Here is a 19,510-nt window from a genome sequence, read left to right as displayed (position 1 = left end):
GACGAACTCCCCTGGGGGTCTGGGGGCTACGCCCCCAGGGATGTGGGGGTCCCCCCTGCTCGAAGAGCTTGGGGGAGGGTAGGGGCGGCGGGGGCGAGAAAAGTGAGCGGGCAGCAACCCCCCTGAAACCTCCGGGCAATCCCCCCGAATCCCCCCGCCTCTAATTTCTGTCGAACGACAGAAACCACCCGCCCGGAGGCCCCCATGGCAACAGCCACCCCAGACGGAGCCCGAGCCCACGCCCGAGCCCAGGAGGGCACGAAGGCGGAGGCGATGCCGGTGATCCCGGCAAGAACCTGGCCCAACCCCCCAGCCGAGGCAGCCCACTTGACCTGGGCAGAAACGGTGGCAGGCGGCAACTACACCCACCGCACCCTGTCCAGAGGAACGGCCCTACGCCTCACGGACGTCCAGGGAGACGCCTGCGCGCACATCGCCCTGTACGCCGACACCCGCCCCTGGGAACGTCTGAACGTGGCGGACACGGTAAAGGTCCAGTGGAACGCGTACCTCACACAAGGCACCCTCCTCCTCTCGGACCAGGGCAGAGCCCTGGCAACGATCACCGAGGACACATCGGGCCACCACGACGCCCTGTGCGGCACGTCAACGCTCGCACGGAACAGCACCCGTTACGGCGACGGCACCCCCCAGTCCCCAACCCCCGCAGGCAGAGAACTCCTCAAACTGGCAGCGGCGAAGAACGGCCTGACCCCGAGAGACCTCCCCCCGACCCTCTCGTTCTTCCAGGGCGTACGCGTAACACCCGACGGCACCCTGGAGTTCACCGGCTCAGCGGGCCCCGGCACAAGCGTCACCCTCCGCACGGAACAGGACGTCACGATCCTGATCGCGAACGTCCCCCACCCGTCGGACCCCCGCGAGGACTACACGTGTACCCCCCTGGAGGTACTGGCCTGGCGAGCGACCCCCACGACGGACCAGGACCCCCTGTGGACGTCGACCCCGGAGGCCCACAGGGCGTACCTGAACACCGCGGAACTCCTCACGGCAAGGGGCCGGGCATGACGGTGATACCCCCCCGATCCGCATGGTCGGCGACGCTCCGACAGGGCGAGTCCCTCACGATCACGGACCTCCACGGCAACCAGGCGGTCGACTTCCTCGTGTACGACGCCCACGACACGTCGATCCGCTACAGCGCCCCGGACACGATCCACGCCCAGGGCGGCATCTTCCTGACGACGGGAAGCGTCCTCCTGTCGAACGAACACACCCCGCTGATGACGGTGACGAGGGACGACGTGGGCCGCCACGACACGGTCGGCGGCGCCTGCTCGAAGGAGTCCAACACCCTCCGCTACGGCCACCACACCTGGTCCCAGCACGCGTGCGTGGACAACTTCCTCGCGGAGGGCGCCAAGTACGGCCTCGGCAAACGGGACCTGGTGTCGAACATCAACTGGTACATGAACGTCCCCGTGGACGAGGACGGCACCCTCGGCATCGTCGACGGCATCTCCTCCCCGGGCCTCGCGGTGACCCTGCGGGCGGACCGCGACGTCCTGGTCCTGGTCTCCAACTGCCCCCAGATCAACAACCCGTGCAACGGCTTCGACCCGACGGCGGTGGAGATGACGATCGAAAGGGCGCCCGGCACCGGGGAGTCGACCAAGACGGAGGGGCACCCGGCATGACCTTCGACACCCTCCTCATAGCCAACAGGGGCGAGATAGCCGCCCGCATCATCCGCACGGCACGCCAACTCGGCCTGCGCACGGTCGCCGTGTACTCCGACCCCGACCGCGCCTCCCCCCACGTACGCCTCGCCGACGAGGCGGTCCGCCTGGGCCCGGCCCCGGCGAAGGACTCGTACCTGAACCCCGACCTCGTCCTGAGGGCGGCACGGGACACCGGCGCGGGAGCGATCCACCCCGGCTACGGCTTCCTCTCGGAGAACGCCGGCTTCGCCCGCCGCTGCGAGGACGCGGGCCTCGTCTTCGTCGGCCCCACCCCCGCCCACCTGGACCTCTTCGGCGAGAAACACACGGCAAGGGCGGCAGCGCAGGCGGCGGGCGTCCCCCTGGCCCCGGGCACGGACCTCCTCCCGTCCCTCGAAGAGGCCCTGAACCAGGCCGAGTCGATCGGCTACCCGGTGATGCTGAAGGCGACCGGCGGAGGCGGCGGCATCGGCATGTCCGCCTGCCGCACACCCCAGGACCTCACCGCGGCCTGGGAGTCGGTGCACCGCGTCGCCGCCGCCTCCTTCTCCTCCGCCGGCGTCTTCCTGGAACGCCTGGTGGAACACGCCCGCCACATCGAGGTCCAGGTCTTCGGCGACGGCACCGGCAAGGTCGTCACCTTCGGCGACCGCGACTGCACCCTCCAGCGCCGCAACCAGAAGGTGATCGAGGAGGCCCCGGCCCCGGCACTCCCCGACCACATCAGACACCAACTGGCGGCCAACGCCCACGCCTTGTGCACCTCGGTCGCCTACCGCTCAGCGGGCACCGTCGAGTTCGTGTACGACGCGACCCGCGAGGAGGCGTACTTCCTGGAGGTCAACACCCGCCTCCAGGTCGAACACCCGGTCACCGAGCAGATCTACGGCGTCGACCTGGTCGCCTGGATGCTCCGCCTCGCCCAGGGCGACACCGGAGTCGTCCGCACCCCGCCCACCCCGAACGGCCACGCCGTCGAGGCCCGCCTCTACGCCGAGGACCCCACCCGCGAACACCGCCCCAGCGCGGGCCTGTTGACCCGGGTCGCCTACCCGGACGACGTACGGATCGACGGCTGGGCGGAGACCGGCACCGAGGTCACGACGGCGTACGACCCGATGCTCGCGAAGGTCGTCGCGCACGGCACCGACCGCGCCGACGCCCTGCGCCGCCTGTCCGAGGCGCTGGCCCGCACCCGCGTGGACGGTATCGAGACGAACCTCGGCCTGCTCCGATCGGCCCTGGAACAGGGCGACTTCAGGTCGGCGACCCACTCCACGGCGACCCTGGCGACGGTCACCGACCCCACGCCCCGCATCGAGGTCATGTCCGCCGGGACGCTCACCACGGTCCAGGACTGGCCCGGCCGCACCGGGCACTGGCAGGTCGGCGTCCCCCCGTCCGGCCCGATGGACGACCGGTCGTTCCGGTCCGGCAACCGCGCACTGGGCAACCCGGAGGGCACACCCGGCCTCGAATGCACGCTCCAGGGACCGGAGTTGAGGTTCACGCACCCGGCGCGGGTGTGCGTGACGGGTGCGCCGGCGCCGGTGACGGTGGACGGTTCTCCAGTGCCACAGGGGGAGCCGGTGACCGTCCCGGCCGGAGCCGTACTGAAGGTCGGCCCCCCGACAGAACACGGGCTGCGGACGTACGTCCTGTTCGCGGGCGGCCTCGACGTCCCCGAATTCCTGGGCAGCGCGAGCACGTTCACGCTGGGGCGGTTCGGCGGGCACGGAGGCCGGGCGCTGCGGCCGGGCGACGTCCTGCGCAGGGGAACGGCCAGCGGGACAGCCGTCGGCGAACTCCCGCCCACTCCCCCGCGCTTCACCTCGACCTGGCACATCGGCGTGACCGAAGGCCCGCACGCCGCCCCGGAGTTCTTCACCGAGGCCGACATCCACGACTTCTACGCCGCCGACTGGAAAGTCCACTTCAACTCCGCCCGCACCGGCGTCCGGCTCGTCGGCCCCAAGCCCCGCTGGTCCCGCGCCGACGGCGGCGAAGCCGGCCTGCACCCCTCCAACATCCACGACACCCCGTACTCGGTGGGCGCCGTCGACTACACCGGCGACATGCCGGTCCTCCTCGGCCCCGACGGCCCCTCCCTCGGCGGCTTCGTCTGCCCGGCGACCGTCCACTCCACGGAACGCTGGAAACTGGGCCAGCTCCGCCCCGGCGACACGGTCCGCTTCACGCCGGTCGACACAACCGGCGCGGACCGCGCGGACATCGTGGACGGCGGCATCCTGGCCCGCGACGGCGACATCACCTACCGCCGCAGCGGCGACGACAACCTCCTGGTCGAATTCGGCCCCATGCAGCTCGACCTGGCGCTGCGCATGCGCGTCCACGCCCTCATGGAGGCGGTGACGGAGGAGGCGATCGAGGGCGTCACGGACCTCACCCCGGGCATCCGCTCCCTCCAGATCAAGACGGACCCGGACCGCCTCCCGCTCTCCGAACTCCTCGGGAAGACCCACGAGTTGGTGAAGGCCCTCCCGCCCACGGCCCAGCTCACCGTCCCCTCCCGCACGATCCACCTCCCTCTCTCCTGGGACGACCCCGCCACCCGCGAGGCCATCGCCCGCTACATGGCCGGCGTCCGCGACGACGCCCCCTGGTGCCCCTGGAACATCGAGTTCATCCGCCGCGTCAACGGCCTCGACACCGTCGACGACGTCCACCGCACGGTCTTCGACGCGGAGTACCTCGTACTCGGCCTCGGCGACGTCTACTTGGGCGCCCCCGTCGCCACCCCCCTCGACCCCCGCCACCGCCTCGTCACGACCAAGTACAACCCGGCCCGCACCTGGACCGCCGAGAACTCCGTCGGCATCGGCGGCGCCTACCTGTGCGTCTACGGCATGGAGGGCCCCGGCGGCTACCAGTTCGTCGGCCGCACCACCCAGGTCTGGTCCCCCTGGCAGCAGCGCGGCGCCTTCGAACCCGGCAAGCCGTGGCTGCTGCGCTTCTTCGACCGTGTCAGGTGGTACCCGGTCGGCGCGGACGAACTCCTCGCCCTGCGCGCCGACATCACCTCCGGCCGTTTCGTCCCCCGCATCGAGGAGGGCACGTTCTCCCTCGCGGAGTACGAGACCTTCCTCGCCGAACACGCCGACTCCATCGCGGAGTTCAGACGTACCCAGCAGCACGCCTTCACCGCCGAACGCCAAGCCTGGGAAGAGGCGGGCGAGTTCGCCCGAGCCGAAGCAGCCGACGCGCCCCCGCCCCCGCCGGCCCCCGTCGACATCCCGCCCGGCGGACGCCTGATCGAGGCCGAATTCGCGGCGTCGGTCTGGCAGGTGAACGTCCAGCAGGGCGACGAGGTGACCGCCGGCCAACCGCTCCTGGCGCTGGAGGCGATGAAGATGGAGTCACGCGTCGACGCGCCCGCCTCCGGCGTCGTCCACGAGATCCTGGTCAAGCCCGGCGACCAGGTCGAAGCGGGCACGGCACTCCTGATCCTCGCCCTTCAGGCAGAACCGGGCCCGGCTGCGAACGTCGTCACCCCGACCGCCCTCACCCCCGCCACCGGCTGAAGCGCGAACTCCCTTACCGACAAAGGAGCACCACCCCATGCTCACCCCCCGAGTCCGCGCCGCCTACGCCCGCATCGACGCCGTCGACCGCCCCGAGATCTGGATCACCCTGCGCCCCCAGGCGGAGGTGGAGGCCGAGGCCCAGGCCCTGGAAACCCGCCTCGCGTCCGGCGAGCACCTCCCCCTCGCCGGCCGACTCCTCGCCGTCAAGGGCAACATCGACGTCGCCGGCCTCCCCACGACCGCCGCCTGCCCCTCGTACGCGTACACCCCCGAGGCCGACGCCCCCGTCGTCGCCCGCCTGCGCGCGGCCGGTGCCCTCGTCCTCGGCACCACGAACCTCGACCAGTTCGCCACGGGCCTGGTCGGCACCCGCTCCCCGCACGGCGCCGTACGCAACGCCCACGACCCGTCCCGCATCAGCGGCGGCTCCAGCTCGGGGTCGGCCGTAGCGGTGGCCCTGGGCATCGCGGACCTGGCCCTCGGCACGGACACGGCGGGCTCGGGCCGGGTCCCGGCGGCCTTCAACGGCATCGTCGGCCTCAAACCGACGAAGGGCCTGGTCCCCACGGACGGCGTGGTCCCGGCCTGCGCCTCCCTGGACTGCGTGACGGTCTTCGCCCGCACCCTGCGAGAAGCCGAACAGGCCCTCGCCCACATGACGACCACCCCGAGCCCCACCCCACCCCGCACCCCGGGCCCGTGGCGCATAGCGATCGCCACCCCCGACGACCTGGGCCCCCTGGACGAGGGCTGGCAGCAGGCGTACGACGCGGCGGTCGCCCAACTCCGGTCCGCCGGCGCCGAGATCCGCACCCTCGACCTCACCCCGTTCACGGAGGCGGCGGCGATGCTCTACGAGGGCGCCTTCGTCGCCGAACGCTACACAGCGGTGGGCGAGTTCGTGGAGAAGGCCACCCCCGACCTGGACCCCACAGTGGCCACGATCATCACCAACGCCCGGACCGTCCCGGCCCACCAACTCTTCGCGGACCAGGCCAAACTGGCAGCCCTCCGCACCCGGGCCCTCAAGGAACTCGCCGACGCGGACGCCCTGTTGCTCCCCACAGCCCCAACTCACCCCACCCTGGCGGAAGTAGCCGCATCCCCCTTCACCGTCAACGCCCGCCTGGGCCGCTTCACCAACTCCACCAACCTCTTCGACCTGGCAGCGGCAGCAATCCCCGCGGGCAAGGTGAACGACCTCCCCTTCGGCGTGATGCTGATAGGCCCCGCCCACACGGACGAACGCCTGGCAAGAATCGCGGAGTCGCTGACGAGAAACGTCCAAGTGGCGGTGGTGGGGGCTCACTTGACGGGCCAGCCCCTGAACCCCCAACTCCTGTCACTGGGGGCAACCCTGGCGAACACGACAACCACAGCCCCGGTCTACCGCCTGCACGCCCTGAACACGACCCCACCGAAGCCGGGCCTGGTCCACGTAGGGGAAGGGGGAGCCCAGATAGAAACAGAGATCTGGAGCATCCCCCCGGAGGGCCTGGGCCACCTCCTGGCAGCACTCCCCCGCCCGATGACACTAGGCAAGGTGCACCTGGCAGACGGCACCCAGGTAACGGGCTTCCTCTGCGAACCCAGCGCACTGGGAAACGCAGAGGACATCACGGCGTATGGAGGTTGGCGCTCATTTCTGAACAGGCGCTAGAGCAACGCCCTTTCTTTTAGGGGCGCGGGGAACTGCGCGAGCAACCACCGACCACCCGCAGTCGCCCCACAACCTCACCCCACCGACGAGTAGGCGACAACTCCCCGCAGCACCCCCTCAACAGCCTTCCGCGCAGCCTTGGGCACGGTCGACCCCTCCGACGGCGCAGCCGCAGCAACCTGCCCCAGCACATCAATCACCTGCTTGCACCACCGCACAAAATCCCCCGCCGGCATCTCCGCCTCCCGAAGCACCTCATCCAGCCCGATCCCGGAAGCCCACTGGAAGACAGCCCAGGCGAACCCGAGATCCGGCTCCCGCTGCCCCACCCCCTCCGTCTGACTGATCTTGAACTCTTCCTCCAGCCCGTCGAGCCGCCCCCAGATCCGCACCATCTCCCCGAGCGCGGCCTTGGCCGCCCCGGACGGCACCTTGGGCGCCATCGCGTCATCGCCGACCCGCGCCTCGTACACCAACGCGGAGACGCACGCGGCGAGTTCGGCGGGCGACAGCCCTTCCCACACCCCGGCCCGCAGACACTCACTGGCCAGCAGGTCGAGTTCGCCGTAGAGCCGGGCCAACCGCCGCCCGTGCTCGGTGACTTCGTCCCCCCGCAGATAGTCGAGCTCGGTGAGCAGCGCGACGATCCGGTCGAAGGTCCGGGCGATCGTGTTGGTCCGCCCCTCGATCCGCCGCTCCAGCTGGGACGTGTCGCGCAGGAGCCGGTGATACCGCTCGGCCCACCGCGCATGGTCCTCGCGCTCGGCGCACCCGTGACAGGGATGTGCCCGCAACTCGGCGCGCAGCCGCGCGATCTCCCGGTCGTCGGCGGCCTGGGCCCGCTTCTTGCGGGCCCGCTCGGGCGGAATGTGCCCGGCCTTGGTCCGCAGCGCGGACGCGAGGTCCCGCCGGGACTGGGGGGAGCGGGGGTTGAAGGTCTTCGGGATCCGCATCCGGTCGAGCGCCTCGACCGGCACGGGGAAGTCGATGGACGCGAGCCGTTTGACCTGCCGCTCGGCGGTCAGCACGAGCGGCCGGGGCCCGTCATGGTGCTCGAACCCGCGATGCCCGTTGGCCCGCCCGGCCGGCAGCCCCGGGTCGAGGACGAGCGCGAGCCCGGCGTACTTCCCGGTCGGCACATGGATGACGTCCCCGGGCTTGAGCCGCTCCAGCGCGACCGCGGCCTCGGCCCGCCGCTGCGCGACCCCCTGCTTCGCGAGATCGGTCTCGCGGTCCTTGAGCTGGCGCCGCAGCCGGGCGTACTCCTCGAAGTCGCCGAGGTGGCAGGTCATCGACTCCTTGTACCCGTCGAGCCCCTCCTCGTTGCGCTGGACCTGCCGGGAGATCCCGACGACCGACCGGTCGGCCTGGAACTGCGCGAACGACGTCTCCAGCAGCTCCCGCGAGCGGTGGCGCCCGAACTGCTCGACGAGGTTGACGGCCATGTTGTACGACGGCCGGAAACTCGACCGCAGCGGGTACGTCCGCGTCCCCGCGAGCCCCGCGAGGTGCTCGGGGCTCATCGCGCGCTGCCAGAGCACGACCGCGTGCCCCTCGACGTCGATGCCCCGCCGCCCGGCCCGCCCGGTGAGCTGCGTGTACTCGCCCGGCGTGATGTCCGCGTGCTGCTCGCCGTTCCACTTGACGAGCTTTTCGAGGACGACGGACCTGGCGGGCATGTTGATGCCGAGCGCCAGCGTCTCCGTCGCGAAGACGGCCTTGACGAGCCCGCGCACGAACAGTTCCTCGACGACCTCCTTGAAGGTCGGCAGCATCCCGGCGTGGTGCGCGGCGATGCCCCGCTCCAGGCCCTCCAGCCACTCGAAGTAGCCGAGGACGTGCAGGTCCTCGCGGGGGATGGCGGCCGTACGCTCCTCGACGAGCGCCCGCACCTCGGCCCGCGCCGCGTCGTCGTTGAGCCTCAGCCCGGCGTACAGGCACTGCTGGACGGCGGCCTCGCAGGCGGCGCGGCTGAAGATGAACGTGATCGCCGGGAGCAGTCCCTCGGCGTCCAGCCGCTCGATGACCTCGGGCCGGCCCGGCGTCCACACGCGCGAGCGGGACCGCCGCTCCCGCTCCCGGTCCGCCTCCCGCATCCGGCCGCGCTTGCGGTCCTGGTAGGAGGGTCTCTGCGCCTCCATGCGGGCGAGGCGGGCGAGGTCGGGGTTGACGGCCTTCTTGCTGCCCTCGCCCTCCTCGAACAGGTCGTACATCCGCCGCCCGGCCAGCACGTGCTGGAACAGGGGGACGGGACGGTGCTCGGAGACGATGACCTCGGTGTCCCCCCGGACCGTGTCCAGCCAGTCGCCGAACTCCTCGGCGTTGGAGACGGTCGCGGACAGGGAGACCAGCGTCACCGACTCGGGGAGGTGGATGATCACCTCTTCCCAGACGGCGCCCCGGAAGCGGTCGGAGAGGTAGTGGACCTCGTCCATCACCACGTACCCGAGACCCAGCAGCGTCTGCGAACCGGCGTACAGCATGTTCCGCAGCACCTCGGTCGTCATCACGACCACCGGGGCGTCGGAGTTGACGCTGTTGTCGCCCGTCAGCAGGCCGACCTTGTCGGCGCCGTAACGGCGGGACAGGTCGGCGTACTTCTGGTTGGAGAGCGCCTTGATGGGGGTCGTGTAGAAACACTTCTTCCCCTGCCCGAGGGCCAGGTGGACGGCGAACTCCCCCACGATCGTCTTCCCCGACCCCGTGGGAGCGGCGACCAGCACCCCCTTCCCCGCCTCAAGCGCCCGACAGGCTTCGATCTGGAAAGCATCGAGCCCGAACTCATACATCTCGCGGAACCCGGCCAGCGCGGTCGCCTGCTCGACAGCACGCCTGCGCGCCGCCGCATACCGCTCAGCCGGAGAGAGGTCCTCTGTCATCGTGCTTCGAGCGTACCGGCCCCCACTGACAACGGGACGATCATTATCCGGATCGTGGACGGATCGTGGGCGGATCACGGAGAAACGGAAGCGGCCGGCCGCCCCATGGGCGCCCGGCCGCGTCGTGTCGCGTCGTGTCGCAGAAGGACGGTCAGGTCACGTCGTCGTAGCCGTTGACCCGTTCCGTGCCCGACTGGCCCGGCAGCGCGCGGGTGGATGACGACGACACTGACTCGACCTCGCCGATGTCCTCGGGCGTCAGGTCCAGTTCGGAGGCTTCGTCGTCGCCGGGGCCCATCTCCTCGCGGCGGCGCTTGCGCCGGTCGTTCAGCAGGGAGAACAACGTCGCGCAGAAGTACAGGACCCAGATCGGGCCCGCGAGGGCCAGCATGGTCAGCGGGTCGGTGCTGGGCGTCGCGACGGCCGCGAAGACCGTGATGCCCATGATCATGCCGCGCCACCAGCCGAGCATCTTCTTCCCGGACAGCACCCCGGTCAGGTTGAGCATCACCAGCAGGAGCGGCAGCTCGAAGGAGAGCCCGAAGACGAGCACCATGCGCACGATCAGGTCGAGCAGGTCGTCCAGCGGCAGCTGGTTGTCCAGGTCCGCGGGCGAGAACTCCAGGAGCACCTTCGCCATGGTCGGCAGCGTCTTGTACGCGAAGAACGCGCCGCCCAGGAAGAGCGGGAAGCCGGCGCCGACGAACGCGTAGGCGTACTTCCGCTCGTGCTTGTGCAGACCCGGGGCCACGAACGCCCAGAGCTGGTAGAGCCAGACCGGCGAAGCGAAGATCACACCGGCCATCAGGGAGACCTTGAGGGCGAGTGTGAACGGGGTGAGCAGACCATTGAGGACGATGCGCGCGCAGGTGCCGGTCCGCTGCTGCGACAGCTCGGACAGGGTGGCGTTGCACCCGACCGAGTCCAGAATCGGGTTCGTGAAGAACTCGATGATGTCCTTGTAGAAGAAGGCGGCGAAGATCGTGATGACGACGATCGCCAGAACGGCCTTCGCGAGCCGGTTACGGAGCTCGCGAATGTGCTCCACGAGGGGCATCCGCCCCTCGGGATCCTTCTCCTTCTTGCGGGCAGACTTGAGCAACCCACGTTCCCATCTCGTACGGCGGGCCGGAAGTCACCGGCCCCGCGTCAGCGCTTGGTGGAGTCCGTCGGCTCGGTGACCGGGCGGGAGCTGGTCACGTCGCCGGGGGCCGCCTGGATGGTGCGCTGCGCGGACGCCTGGTCACCCGGGGTGGGCGGGGCGGCCGAGGTGGTGGTGGAGCTGCCACCCTCCTCCTTCATCGCCTTGGCCTCGCTCTTGAGGATCCGCGCGGACTTGCCGAGCGAGCGGGCCATGTCCGGAAGCTTCTTCGCGCCGAACAGCAGGATGATGACGACGAGGATGAGAATGATCTCGGGGGCTCCGAGCCTTCCGAACATAAGTCTTTACCTTCTCACCGAGGCGGCTGGGTGGGGATGCTGTACGACCGGCCGGACAGGTGTCCGAACGATCGTGCTCTCAGCGATCGTAACGCCCGGGGGTGAACGTGAAGCAATCCCTGTGCGTACTCCCTGTTCCGCGAATCGGGCCTCGTTCTCCGGTCCGCGACCAGCAGCGTACCCGCCGCACCCACCGGGGCGGGAGGGCGAAGTCGCCCAAATCGCATCCGCCGCCCGACTCACAGAACCATCACAGTCGCACTCACAGCGAATCGACAGCCCGCGCGGTGCTCACCGCCGCCCGCTCCAGGTCCTCCGCCGCCCGCCCGATCCGCTCCGCCGACGCCGCGACCTGCGCCCCCAGCCGCCGCGCCTCCACGAACACCCGCACCGCGAGCACCCCCAGCACCAGAAGCCCGAGGAAACCCACAGCAACCGCGACCATCGCCCAGAACATGCCCCGAGCGTAGCGCCCCGCCCCTACGCCCCCTGCAACCGCAGGGTCCGCACCCCGCCCGACACCAGCAGCCCCACGATCCGCTCCCCCGCCGGCTTGCGCACCGACTCCCCGCACTCGGGGCACGTGAAGGAGTAGAACGTCGTCCGGCTGCTCCCCCCGATCGCCAGCACGATCGCCTCCGCCCCCAGCTGGAACCGCCCCCGGCACTCCGGACACCCCGCCGTGAACACGACCGGCGTGACCGCCTCGATTCCTACGTCCTTCATACCCGCGAACGCGGTCGCCACCGTCATCTCCGGCCCACCGGACGGCCCACCGGAGAGCTCACTCCCCCCACCGCTCACCCCGCCGCTCCCCTCGCCTCGACCTGCTCGTACGCGGCCAGCGCCGCCCGCGCCGCCTCACGGGCACTGTCCGCGAGGTCCTGCGGCGCGACGATCCGCCCGTCCGCCCCCAGCCGCAGCGCGAGCCGCCGCAGGGACGCCGGGTCGGGGGTGCGCAGCGTGATCCGCAGCCCCCCGTCGGGCAGCTCGTCAGCACTGTCGTGCGGGTAGTACTCGGCAACCCAGCGGCCACCGGGACCCACCTCGACGACGACCTCGGGATCCTCCGCCGCGGGCTGCACGAGCCCCAGCGACAGATCCCGCAGCTCGACCTCCGGCGGCGCCGACGGCTCGTCGAGGATCTTGATCTCGGCGACCCGGTCGAGCCGGAACGTCCGCCGCGCCTCGGAGCGCCGGCACCACGCCTCGACGTACGTGTGCCCCACGCTGACCAGGCGGATCGGGTCGATCTCCCGCTCGGTGACCTCGTCACGCGCGGGCGAGTAGTAGCGGATCCACAGCCGGCGCCGCTCGGCAATCGCCCGGTCCACGTCGGCGAAGACCCCGCCCTCGGACTCGAACGTCACCGACAGCCGCGCACTGGACACGGCCGCCTCACCGGCCGCCGCCTCCACCTTCGCGGTGGCCCGCAGCAGCGCCTGCCGGTCGCCCTCGCGCAGCCCCGGCAGCGTGGCGACCGCGCGCGCGGCGACCAGCAGCGCCGTCGCCTCGTCCGCCGCCAGCCGCAAAGGCTCCGCGACGTCGTCCGGGTTGTGCCACCAGATGTGCTCGCCGTCCGTGTCGATGTCGAGGAGGTCCCCGCCCCGGAAGCTCGTCCCGCACATCGGCAGCACGTCCAGGTCAGCGACGAGTTCCTCCTCGCTGATCCCGAACGCCCGCGCCACGTCCTCGACGCGCGCGCCGGGCCGCTCCCTCAGATACGTCACCAGCGACAGCATCCGCCGCGTCTGGTCGATCGCGTTCACCGGCCGTACCGGCTTGCCCGCCATGCTCTCCCCGTCCCCCTCAGCCCTTGGCCACGGCCCGCAGCCGGTCGACGACGTCCGCCCGCAGCCCGGCCGGCTCGACGACCACCACGTCCGGCCCGAACTCCACCAGCCAGGCGTCCAGACCGTGCCCGTACGGAATCTCCAACTCGTCCCACCCGTCCCCGAGTTCCCGGACCACGGTGGCTTTCGCCCGAAGGGGGTACCCGGACCCGGCCCGCAGCCGGATCAGCGCACTGCGGTCGGCGCCCTCCCCGGCCCAGCCCGCGACGGTCTCCCGTACGGTGACGACGTCCGGCACCGGCGCCGTGAACCCGGCCCCGCGCGAACGCACCCGCCCGGTGATCCGCGACAGCCTGAACACCCGCTCCGCACCCCGGTCCCGGTCGAACCCGGCGAGATACCAGTGCCCGCGCCAGCACTCCAGCGCCCACGGCTCCACATGCCGCGGCTCGGGGCGCGCGGCGGTCACCTTGCGGTAGTCGAAGAGGACCGGACGACGGTCCCGGCACGCCAGCATCAACGGCTCGAACGCCGCCTCGTGCACGGGGATATGAGGCTCCAGGGCGCCATGCGCCTCGTACGGGTCGACGTCCTCGGGCAGCCCGGCCGCGCGCAGCTTCTGCAATGCCCCCGAGGCGGCACCGGCGAGCCTCGCCTGCTGCCACACCTTCGCGGCGACCCCCAGCGCGGCGGCCTCCTCCGCGTCCAGCGTGATCGGCGGGAGACGGTTGCTGTCGCGGCGGGCGAGATAGCCGACCTCGCCGTCCAGGTTCTCCACCGTCTCGATGACCAGGCCGAGTTCGCGCAGATCGTCCTTGTCGCGCTCGAACATCCGGTTGAAGGCGTCGTCCGCACCCGCTTCGAGATACGCCTCGATGGACTCCCGCAACTCCCGCTTGCTCAGCGGCCTGCGCGTCCCCAGCAGACACAGCGCCAGGTTCATGAGCCGCTCTGCCTTGGCAATGGCCATCGACGCCCTTCGCCTTTCCTATGGTGCTTCCGACGGATGACCGTACCGCCCCGCGCCGCCCCGGCAAAAGCCGAGGGCCCACGCCCGTACAGGCATGGGCCCCACTCGGTCGACCTCGGTCGTCCGCTGCTCAGACCGCGATCAGGTCCACCACGAAGATCAGGGTGGAACCGGCCGGGATCGCCGGGGTCGGCGACTGGTCGCCGTACGCCAGGTGCGGCGGGATCGTCAGCTGACGACGGCCGCCCACCTTCATGCCCTGCACACCCTGGTCCCAGCCCTGGATGACGCGGCCGGCGCCCAGCGGGAACTTGAAGGCCGAGCCCCGGTTCCAGCTCGCGTCGAACTCCTCGCCGGTCGCGAAGGTGACGCCCACGTAGTGCACGGTCACGTTCTGACCGGCCTGCGCGACCTCGCCGTCGCCCTCCCAGATGTCCTTGATCTCCAGGTCCGCCGGCGGCTGGCCCTCGGGAAAGTCGATCTCGGGCTTCTCGATGCTCACGTCAAACTCCTGGTCGTTCACAAAAAGGCAACCCGCACAGTCTTACACCCCGCGTGGCGTCACGAAGAAGCCAGGCCGGGTCAGGAGGAGGCCAGGATGTCCACCGTGAACACCATCGTCGACGTCTTCTGGATACCGCTGTCGGCCGGCGGGTTGTCCCCGTAACCCAGCGCCGGAGGCACCACGATGACGACGCGGCTGCCGACCTTCTTCCCGGTCAGCCCCTGCGCCCACCCCTTGACGACCTGCTCCAGCGAGAACGACGTCGGCGCGGACCGCTGGTACGACGAGTCGAACTCCTTGCCCGTCTCCCACACGACGCCCTTGTACTGCACGACGAGCGTGCTGCCCGCCTTCACGACCGGGCCGTCGCCCTCGATGACGTAGTTCGCCACCAGGCCCTTCGGCGCCGCCGACTTCGGGATCTCCACCGACGGCGCCTTGCCGTCCGTGTTCGTCCCCACCTTCGGCAGCGCCGCGTCGTCCTGCGCGACGTCCTTGCCCTTCGCCGAGGACTTCCCGTTGAACGTGTCGATCACGTCCACCACGAACACCAGCGTGTCCGTGCCCTTGATGCCCGCCTGCGCCTGGCCCTGCGAGCCGTACCCCCAGGTCGGCGGCACCGAGAACTCCACCCGGCTGCCCGCCTTCTTGCCCGTCAGCGCGTACCGCCAGCCGTCGATGATGCTGCCCTGCGCGAGCTGGATGAACAACGGGGTCTTGCGGTCGTAGGAGTTGTCGAAGACCTTCCCCGTGTCCCAGATCTGGCCCAGGTAGTTCGCCCAGACGAAGTCCTTCTCCGCGATCGTCTTCCCGCTGCCCGCGATCAGCGTCTTCACCGCGAGCTGGTCCGACGGGGAACCGCTGCCCTTGGCCACCGTCGGCTTCTCGCCGAACTTCTGCCCCGCCGTCACGGCCGGCAGCGGACCGTCCACGATCTTCGGCGCCGGAGCCTCCGAAGCCGACGACGACTCCGAGGCGGACTGCGACGCGCTGTCGCTCGCCTTGCTCGAATCGGACTTGTCGTCGCCACAGCCGGCGAGCGTGACCAGTCCCACGGGGACGGCGGCGAGGATGAGGGAGCGTCGGCGCACGGTGAAAGCCTCGTAATCGATCGATCAGGTGGATGGCGTGCGCGCAACTCTACGGCGTGCAAAGGGCGCCGTACGGAAAACGTACGGCGCCCGTGTTGCGTTCCGGCCTGTCACCGGAACGTGTGTCACATCCCGGCGATCAGCTTCTCCACCCGGTCGTCCACCGACCGGAACGGGTCCTTGCACAGCACCGTCCGCTGCGCCTGGTCGTTCAGCTTCAGGTGCACCCAGTCCACCGTGAAGTCCCGGCGCTGCTCCTGCGCCCGCCGGATGAAGTCACCGCGCAACCGGGCCCGCGTCGTCTGCGGCGGCACCGACTTGCCCTCGAAGATCTTCAGGTCGTTGCAGATCCGCGCCGCCTGCCCCTTGCGCTCCAGCAGGTAGTACAGACCCCGGCGACGGTGGATGTCGTGGTAGGCGAGGTCGATCTGCGCCACCCGCGGATGCGACATCGTCATGTTGTGCTTGGCCCGGTACCGCTCGATCAACTGGTACTTCATCACCCAGTCGATCTCCGTGCCGATCCGGTCCAGGTCCTCCGACTCGATCGAATCCAGCGTCCGGCCCCACAGTTCGAGGACCTGCTCGACCGTCCCCGTACGGATCCCGCGCCGCTCGCAGAAGTCGACGGCCTTCTCGTAGTACTCGCGCTGCACTTCGAGCGCCGACGCCTCGCGCCCGCTCGCCAGGCGCACCTTGCGCCGGCCCGTGATGTCGTGACTGACCTCACGGATCGCCCGGATCGGGTTCTCCAGCGTCAGATCCCGCATCACCGTGCCCGCCTCGATCATCCGCAGCACCAGGTCGGTCGCGCCGACCTTCAGCAGCATCGTCGTCTCCGACATGTTCGAGTCGCCCACGATCACATGCAGCCGGCGATAGCGCTCCGCGTCCGCGTGCGGCTCGTCGCGCGTGTTGATGATCGGCCGGGAACGCGTCGTCGCCGAGGAGACGCCCTCCCAGATGTGCTCCGCCCGCTGGCTCACGCAGTACACCGCGCCACGCGGGGTCTGGAGCACCTTGCCCGCCCCGCACAGCAGCTGACGCGTCACCAGGAACGGGATCAGGATGTCCGCGAGTCGGGAGAACTCCCCGTGCCTCGCGACCAGATAGTTCTCGTGACAGCCGTAGGAGTTGCCGGCCGAGTCCGTGTTGTTCTTGAAGAGGTAGACGTCGCCCGCGATTCCTTCCTCGTGCAGGCGCCGTTCCGCGTCCACCAGAAGCCCTTCGAGAATGCGCTCGCCGGCCTTGTCGTGAGTCACCAGTTCGGTCACGTTGTCACATTCGGGTGTCGCGTATTCGGGGTGCGAACCCACATCCAGATAGAGGCGGGCTCCGTTCCGCAGAAAGACATTGCTGCTGCGGCCCCATGACACGACACGGCGGAAGAGGTACCGCGCCACCTCGTCAGGAGACAGACGCCGCTGTCCCCTGAACGTGCACGTGACGCCGTACTCGTTCTCCAGCCCGAAAATGCGGCGGTCCATGACTGAACATTACGCCCGATCCCCCGAACTGAAACGGGGTTCGACGGCACGGTTCAGATCATTTTCCGACGCCGCCACAGCCACCGCGCGAACATCGGGCACTGCCATTACCCTCCTCGTCGCCACCAAAACCAGCAACGCGGCAAAACCCGCGACACCCGGCACCACGAACCCCCACAACGTGCCCCCGGCCTCCACCACCGGACCCGTCAGACCCGTCCCCAGCGCCTGCCCCACCCCGAACATCGTCACCAGCCACGAGAACGCCTCCGTCACCGTCCCCCGCGGCGCGTACCGGTCCACCAGCACGAACGAACACGCGATCGCCGGCGCCAGGAACACCCCCGCCAACGCCGTCAGCGCCACCATCGCCACCGCACCCGGCCGCAGCATCAACGGCAGATAACACACCGCCAGCAACCCCACGATCACCTCCAGACGGCGCCGCGCCGACCCCGGCCACGACCGCGCCCCGTACACCGTCCCCCCGACCAGCGCCCCCAGCCCCAGCGCCGCCAGCAGCCAGCCGTACACCGCGTCCCCGCCGTGCGCGTCCGCGTACGGCACCGACGCCACCGTGATCGAACCCAGCGCCACCCCGATGAACACACACGCCCCCAGCAGCGCCAGCAGCGCCCTCGAACGCAGCGCGCCCAGCCAGTGCGCCTCGCGCGGAGCCGACCGCCACGCCCGCGAGGGCGGCGCCACCACCACCGACAGCGCCCCCAGCACCCCCACCGCGTTGATCACCAGCAGCGCCGCCCGCTCCGACCACACCGACACGCACAGCGTCACCAGCAACGGCCCCACCGTGAACATCAGCTCCTGCGCCACCGCGTCCATCGCGTACGCCGTGTGCACCTGGTCCTCGCGCTTGAGCACCGACGGCCACAGCGCCCGCAGGCCGCCCTCCAGCGGGGGCGTCAGCAGGCCGGCGGCCACCACCGCCGCACAGGCCGCCCACAGCGGCTCCAGGCCCGTCCAGGCGAACACCGCCATGCCCAGGGCCGCGCCCAGCGCCGCCGGCAGCTGCACGCGCGGCTGCCCGTGCAGGTCCACCAGCCGCCCCAGCACCGGCTGGCCCACCGCGTTCGCCACGCCGTACACCGCCGCCAGCACCCCGGCCAGGCTGTACGTGCCGCCCTCCGCGCGCGTGAACAGCACGATCGTGATCGCCGCCGTCGCGCACGGCAGCCGGCCCACCAGCGTGCCGGCCAGCAGCCGCGCCGCGTACCGCGCCCGCACGACCTCCGCGTACCCCGCAAGGCCCCCGGCCATCCCGCCTCCCACAGCATAGGTGTTACGTATAACTTCCAGGGTCATACGTAGCATGAGGTCTCACGATCGGTCCAGAACACGGCCGGTCCGGACCAGGAGGCAGGCTCACGGTGGCAGCCAGCAGCACCCGACCCACCAGCCGCGACGTCGCCGCCGCCGCCGGAGTCTCCCAGGCCGCCGTCTCCCTCGTCCTCGGCGACAAATGGCGCGGCCGCGTCGCCGAGACCACCGCCGAACGCGTCCGGCAGGCCGCCCGCGACCTCGGCTACCGCCCCAACCTCGCCGCCCGCAACCTCCGCCTCGGCCACACCCGCACCGTCCTGCTCGTCGTCCCCGCCCTCACCACCGAGTTCTTCGCCGGCGTCTACACCGGAGCCGCCCGCGTCGCCGCCGACCACGGCTTCGGCGTCGTCCTCTACCCCTCCCCCGAAGGCATCGGCCCCGCCCGCGACCCCTTCGCCAGCGCACAGACCGCCCTCGACGGCGTCATCGCCTCCTCCATGGCCGCCGACGCCCTCACCGCCCTGCGCGGCGACCAGCTCCCCCTCGTCATGCTCGACAGCGACCCCCACGGCAGCCTCGGCGCCGCCACCGTCAACCTCGACATCGCCGACGGCACCCGCCAGATCGCCGACCACCTCCTCGGCCTCGGCCACCGCCACTACCTCCACCTCGCCGCCGACGTCCCCTCCTGGACCTTCCACGTCCGCGCCCGCACCCTCGCCGAACGCCTCCACACCGTCCCCGGCACCACCCTGCGCACCACCCGCTCCCCCATGGCCATCGAGGACGCCCGGCACGCCGTCACCCAGGCCCTCCGAGACGGCCCCCGCCCCACCGCCGTCGTCTGCGACGACGACAAACTCGCCGCCGGCGCCTACAAAGCCCTGCGCCGCCTCGGACTGCGCATCCCCGACGACATCTCCGTCACCGGCCTCGACGACCTCGCCCTCGCCACCGCCATCGACCCCGAACTCACCACCGTCCACCTCGACGCCGAACTCTTCGGCGAACGCGGCATGCACGCCCTCCTCGCCGTCCTCGACGGCCGCACACCCGACCAGGACGACATCCCCGTACGCCTCGTCGTCCGCGGCTCCACGGCGGCACCAGCGCCTTCGGGCGGCCCGACGACCTGAAAAGCCCCGTGCCCCGGCCGGAAGACCCGGCCGGGGCACGC

General features: G+C 70.7%; 16 protein-coding genes. 5 read left to right on the top strand and 11 right to left on the bottom strand.

What is annotated here, in order from left to right:
- Positions 1–204: 204 nt before the first annotated feature.
- The 4 genes from ACLZOT_RS13985 to atzF are packed head-to-tail and all read left to right on the top strand — an operon-like array spanning position 205 to position 6,887.
- Positions 205–1,029 carry an urea amidolyase associated protein UAAP1 gene (locus ACLZOT_RS13985; protein WP_416969187.1) on the top strand — a complete coding sequence of 275 codons (825 nt, stop codon included), beginning with the start codon at positions 205–207 and terminating at the stop codon, positions 1,027–1,029.
- Positions 1,026–1,658 carry an urea amidolyase associated protein UAAP2 gene (locus ACLZOT_RS13980; protein ID WP_416969186.1) on the top strand — a complete coding sequence of 211 codons (633 nt, stop codon included), beginning with the start codon at positions 1,026–1,028 and terminating at the stop codon, positions 1,656–1,658. The genes ACLZOT_RS13985 and ACLZOT_RS13980 overlap by 4 nt, the downstream gene beginning before the upstream one ends.
- Complete coding sequence (locus ACLZOT_RS13975) at positions 1,655–5,224, top strand: 5-oxoprolinase/urea amidolyase family protein (RefSeq protein ID WP_416969185.1); 3,570 nt, start codon at positions 1,655–1,657, stop codon at positions 5,222–5,224. The genes ACLZOT_RS13980 and ACLZOT_RS13975 overlap by 4 nt, the downstream gene beginning before the upstream one ends.
- Before the next feature lie 37 nt (positions 5,225–5,261).
- Positions 5,262–6,887, top strand: a complete 1,626-nt coding sequence (gene atzF, locus ACLZOT_RS13970; protein ID WP_416969184.1) for an allophanate hydrolase — start codon at positions 5,262–5,264, stop codon at positions 6,885–6,887.
- A 74-nt stretch (positions 6,888–6,961) separates the two neighbouring features.
- Here atzF and ACLZOT_RS13965 read toward each other — a convergent pair whose 3' ends face one another.
- From ACLZOT_RS13965 to ACLZOT_RS13915, 11 genes are all read right to left on the bottom strand, one after another.
- A complete protein-coding gene (locus tag ACLZOT_RS13965) occupies positions 6,962–9,766 on the bottom strand; it encodes a DEAD/DEAH box helicase (RefSeq protein WP_416969183.1) in 2,805 nt (934 codons plus the stop codon).
- A gap of 151 nt (positions 9,767–9,917) precedes the next feature.
- The gene (gene tatC, locus ACLZOT_RS13960; protein ID WP_416969182.1) at positions 9,918–10,868 is read right to left on the bottom strand and encodes a twin-arginine translocase subunit TatC; all 951 of its coding nucleotides are present in this window, start codon (positions 10,866–10,868) and stop codon (positions 9,918–9,920) included.
- Positions 10,869–10,915: 47 nt separating this feature from the next.
- Entirely contained in the window at positions 10,916–11,206 is a 291-nt protein-coding gene (tatA, locus tag ACLZOT_RS13955; protein ID WP_416969181.1) for a Sec-independent protein translocase subunit TatA, read from the bottom strand.
- A 262-nt stretch (positions 11,207–11,468) separates the two neighbouring features.
- A complete protein-coding gene (locus ACLZOT_RS13950; RefSeq protein WP_355871972.1) occupies positions 11,469–11,663 on the bottom strand; it encodes a hypothetical protein in 195 nt (64 codons plus the stop codon).
- Positions 11,664–11,686: 23 nt separating this feature from the next.
- Positions 11,687–11,959 carry a hypothetical protein gene (locus tag ACLZOT_RS13945; protein WP_416969180.1) on the bottom strand — a complete coding sequence of 91 codons (273 nt, stop codon included), beginning with the start codon at positions 11,957–11,959 and terminating at the stop codon, positions 11,687–11,689.
- Positions 11,960–12,006: 47 nt separating this feature from the next.
- The gene (locus tag ACLZOT_RS13940) at positions 12,007–12,999 is read right to left on the bottom strand and encodes a helix-turn-helix transcriptional regulator (RefSeq protein WP_416969179.1); all 993 of its coding nucleotides are present in this window, start codon (positions 12,997–12,999) and stop codon (positions 12,007–12,009) included.
- A 16-nt stretch (positions 13,000–13,015) separates the two neighbouring features.
- On the bottom strand, positions 13,016–13,969 hold the full coding sequence (locus tag ACLZOT_RS13935) for a helix-turn-helix transcriptional regulator (protein ID WP_416969178.1): 954 nt from the start codon (positions 13,967–13,969) through the stop codon (positions 13,016–13,018).
- A 130-nt stretch (positions 13,970–14,099) separates the two neighbouring features.
- Positions 14,100–14,471 (bottom strand): FKBP-type peptidyl-prolyl cis-trans isomerase, encoded by a 372-nt coding sequence (locus tag ACLZOT_RS13930; protein ID WP_416969177.1) that lies wholly within the window; start codon positions 14,469–14,471, stop codon positions 14,100–14,102.
- An 80-nt stretch (positions 14,472–14,551) separates the two neighbouring features.
- Entirely contained in the window at positions 14,552–15,565 is a 1,014-nt protein-coding gene (locus tag ACLZOT_RS13925) for an FKBP-type peptidyl-prolyl cis-trans isomerase (RefSeq protein ID WP_416969176.1), read from the bottom strand.
- A gap of 125 nt (positions 15,566–15,690) precedes the next feature.
- Entirely contained in the window at positions 15,691–17,052 is a 1,362-nt protein-coding gene (pafA, locus tag ACLZOT_RS13920; protein ID WP_416969175.1) for a Pup--protein ligase, read from the bottom strand.
- A gap of 9 nt (positions 17,053–17,061) precedes the next feature.
- The gene (locus ACLZOT_RS13915) at positions 17,062–18,330 is read right to left on the bottom strand and encodes an MFS transporter (protein ID WP_416969174.1); all 1,269 of its coding nucleotides are present in this window, start codon (positions 18,328–18,330) and stop codon (positions 17,062–17,064) included.
- A 110-nt stretch (positions 18,331–18,440) separates the two neighbouring features.
- On the opposite strand from ACLZOT_RS13915, the gene ACLZOT_RS13910 reads away from it, so the two are divergent.
- Positions 18,441–19,469, top strand: coding sequence for a LacI family DNA-binding transcriptional regulator (locus ACLZOT_RS13910; RefSeq protein WP_416969173.1), 1,029 nt, complete (start codon positions 18,441–18,443; stop codon positions 19,467–19,469).
- The last annotated feature ends 41 nt before the right edge of the window (positions 19,470–19,510 follow it).

The organism is Streptomyces sp. 4F14 (assembly GCF_048159485.1).
In the GTDB taxonomy this organism is placed as follows: Bacteria; Actinomycetota; Actinomycetes; order Streptomycetales; family Streptomycetaceae; genus Streptomyces.
Note: the sequence above shows the minus strand (reverse complement) of the source record. Positions and strands in the feature narration are given on the sequence as shown.

Excerpts from the sequence above, each read along its gene's own strand:
- ACLZOT_RS13985 (WP_416969187.1), top strand. The coding sequence starts at position 205 with ATGGCAACAGCCACCCCAGACGGAGCCCGAGCCCACGCCCGAGCCCAG.
- ACLZOT_RS13980 (WP_416969186.1), top strand. The coding sequence starts at position 1,026 with ATGACGGTGATACCCCCCCGATCCGCATGGTCGGCGACGCTCCGACAG.
- ACLZOT_RS13975 (WP_416969185.1), top strand. The coding sequence starts at position 1,655 with ATGACCTTCGACACCCTCCTCATAGCCAACAGGGGCGAGATAGCCGCC.
- atzF (WP_416969184.1), top strand. The coding sequence starts at position 5,262 with ATGCTCACCCCCCGAGTCCGCGCCGCCTACGCCCGCATCGACGCCGTC.
- ACLZOT_RS13965 (WP_416969183.1), bottom strand. The coding sequence starts at position 9,766 with ATGACAGAGGACCTCTCTCCGGCTGAGCGGTATGCGGCGGCGCGCAGG.
- tatA (WP_416969181.1), bottom strand. The coding sequence starts at position 11,206 with ATGTTCGGAAGGCTCGGAGCCCCCGAGATCATTCTCATCCTCGTCGTC.
- ACLZOT_RS13950 (WP_355871972.1), bottom strand. The coding sequence starts at position 11,663 with ATGTTCTGGGCGATGGTCGCGGTTGCTGTGGGTTTCCTCGGGCTTCTG.
- ACLZOT_RS13945 (WP_416969180.1), bottom strand. The coding sequence starts at position 11,959 with ATGACGGTGGCGACCGCGTTCGCGGGTATGAAGGACGTAGGAATCGAG.
- ACLZOT_RS13940 (WP_416969179.1), bottom strand. The coding sequence starts at position 12,999 with ATGGCGGGCAAGCCGGTACGGCCGGTGAACGCGATCGACCAGACGCGG.
- ACLZOT_RS13935 (WP_416969178.1), bottom strand. The coding sequence starts at position 13,969 with ATGGCCATTGCCAAGGCAGAGCGGCTCATGAACCTGGCGCTGTGTCTG.
- pafA (WP_416969175.1), bottom strand. The coding sequence starts at position 17,052 with ATGGACCGCCGCATTTTCGGGCTGGAGAACGAGTACGGCGTCACGTGC.
- ACLZOT_RS13915 (WP_416969174.1), bottom strand. The coding sequence starts at position 18,330 with ATGGCCGGGGGCCTTGCGGGGTACGCGGAGGTCGTGCGGGCGCGGTAC.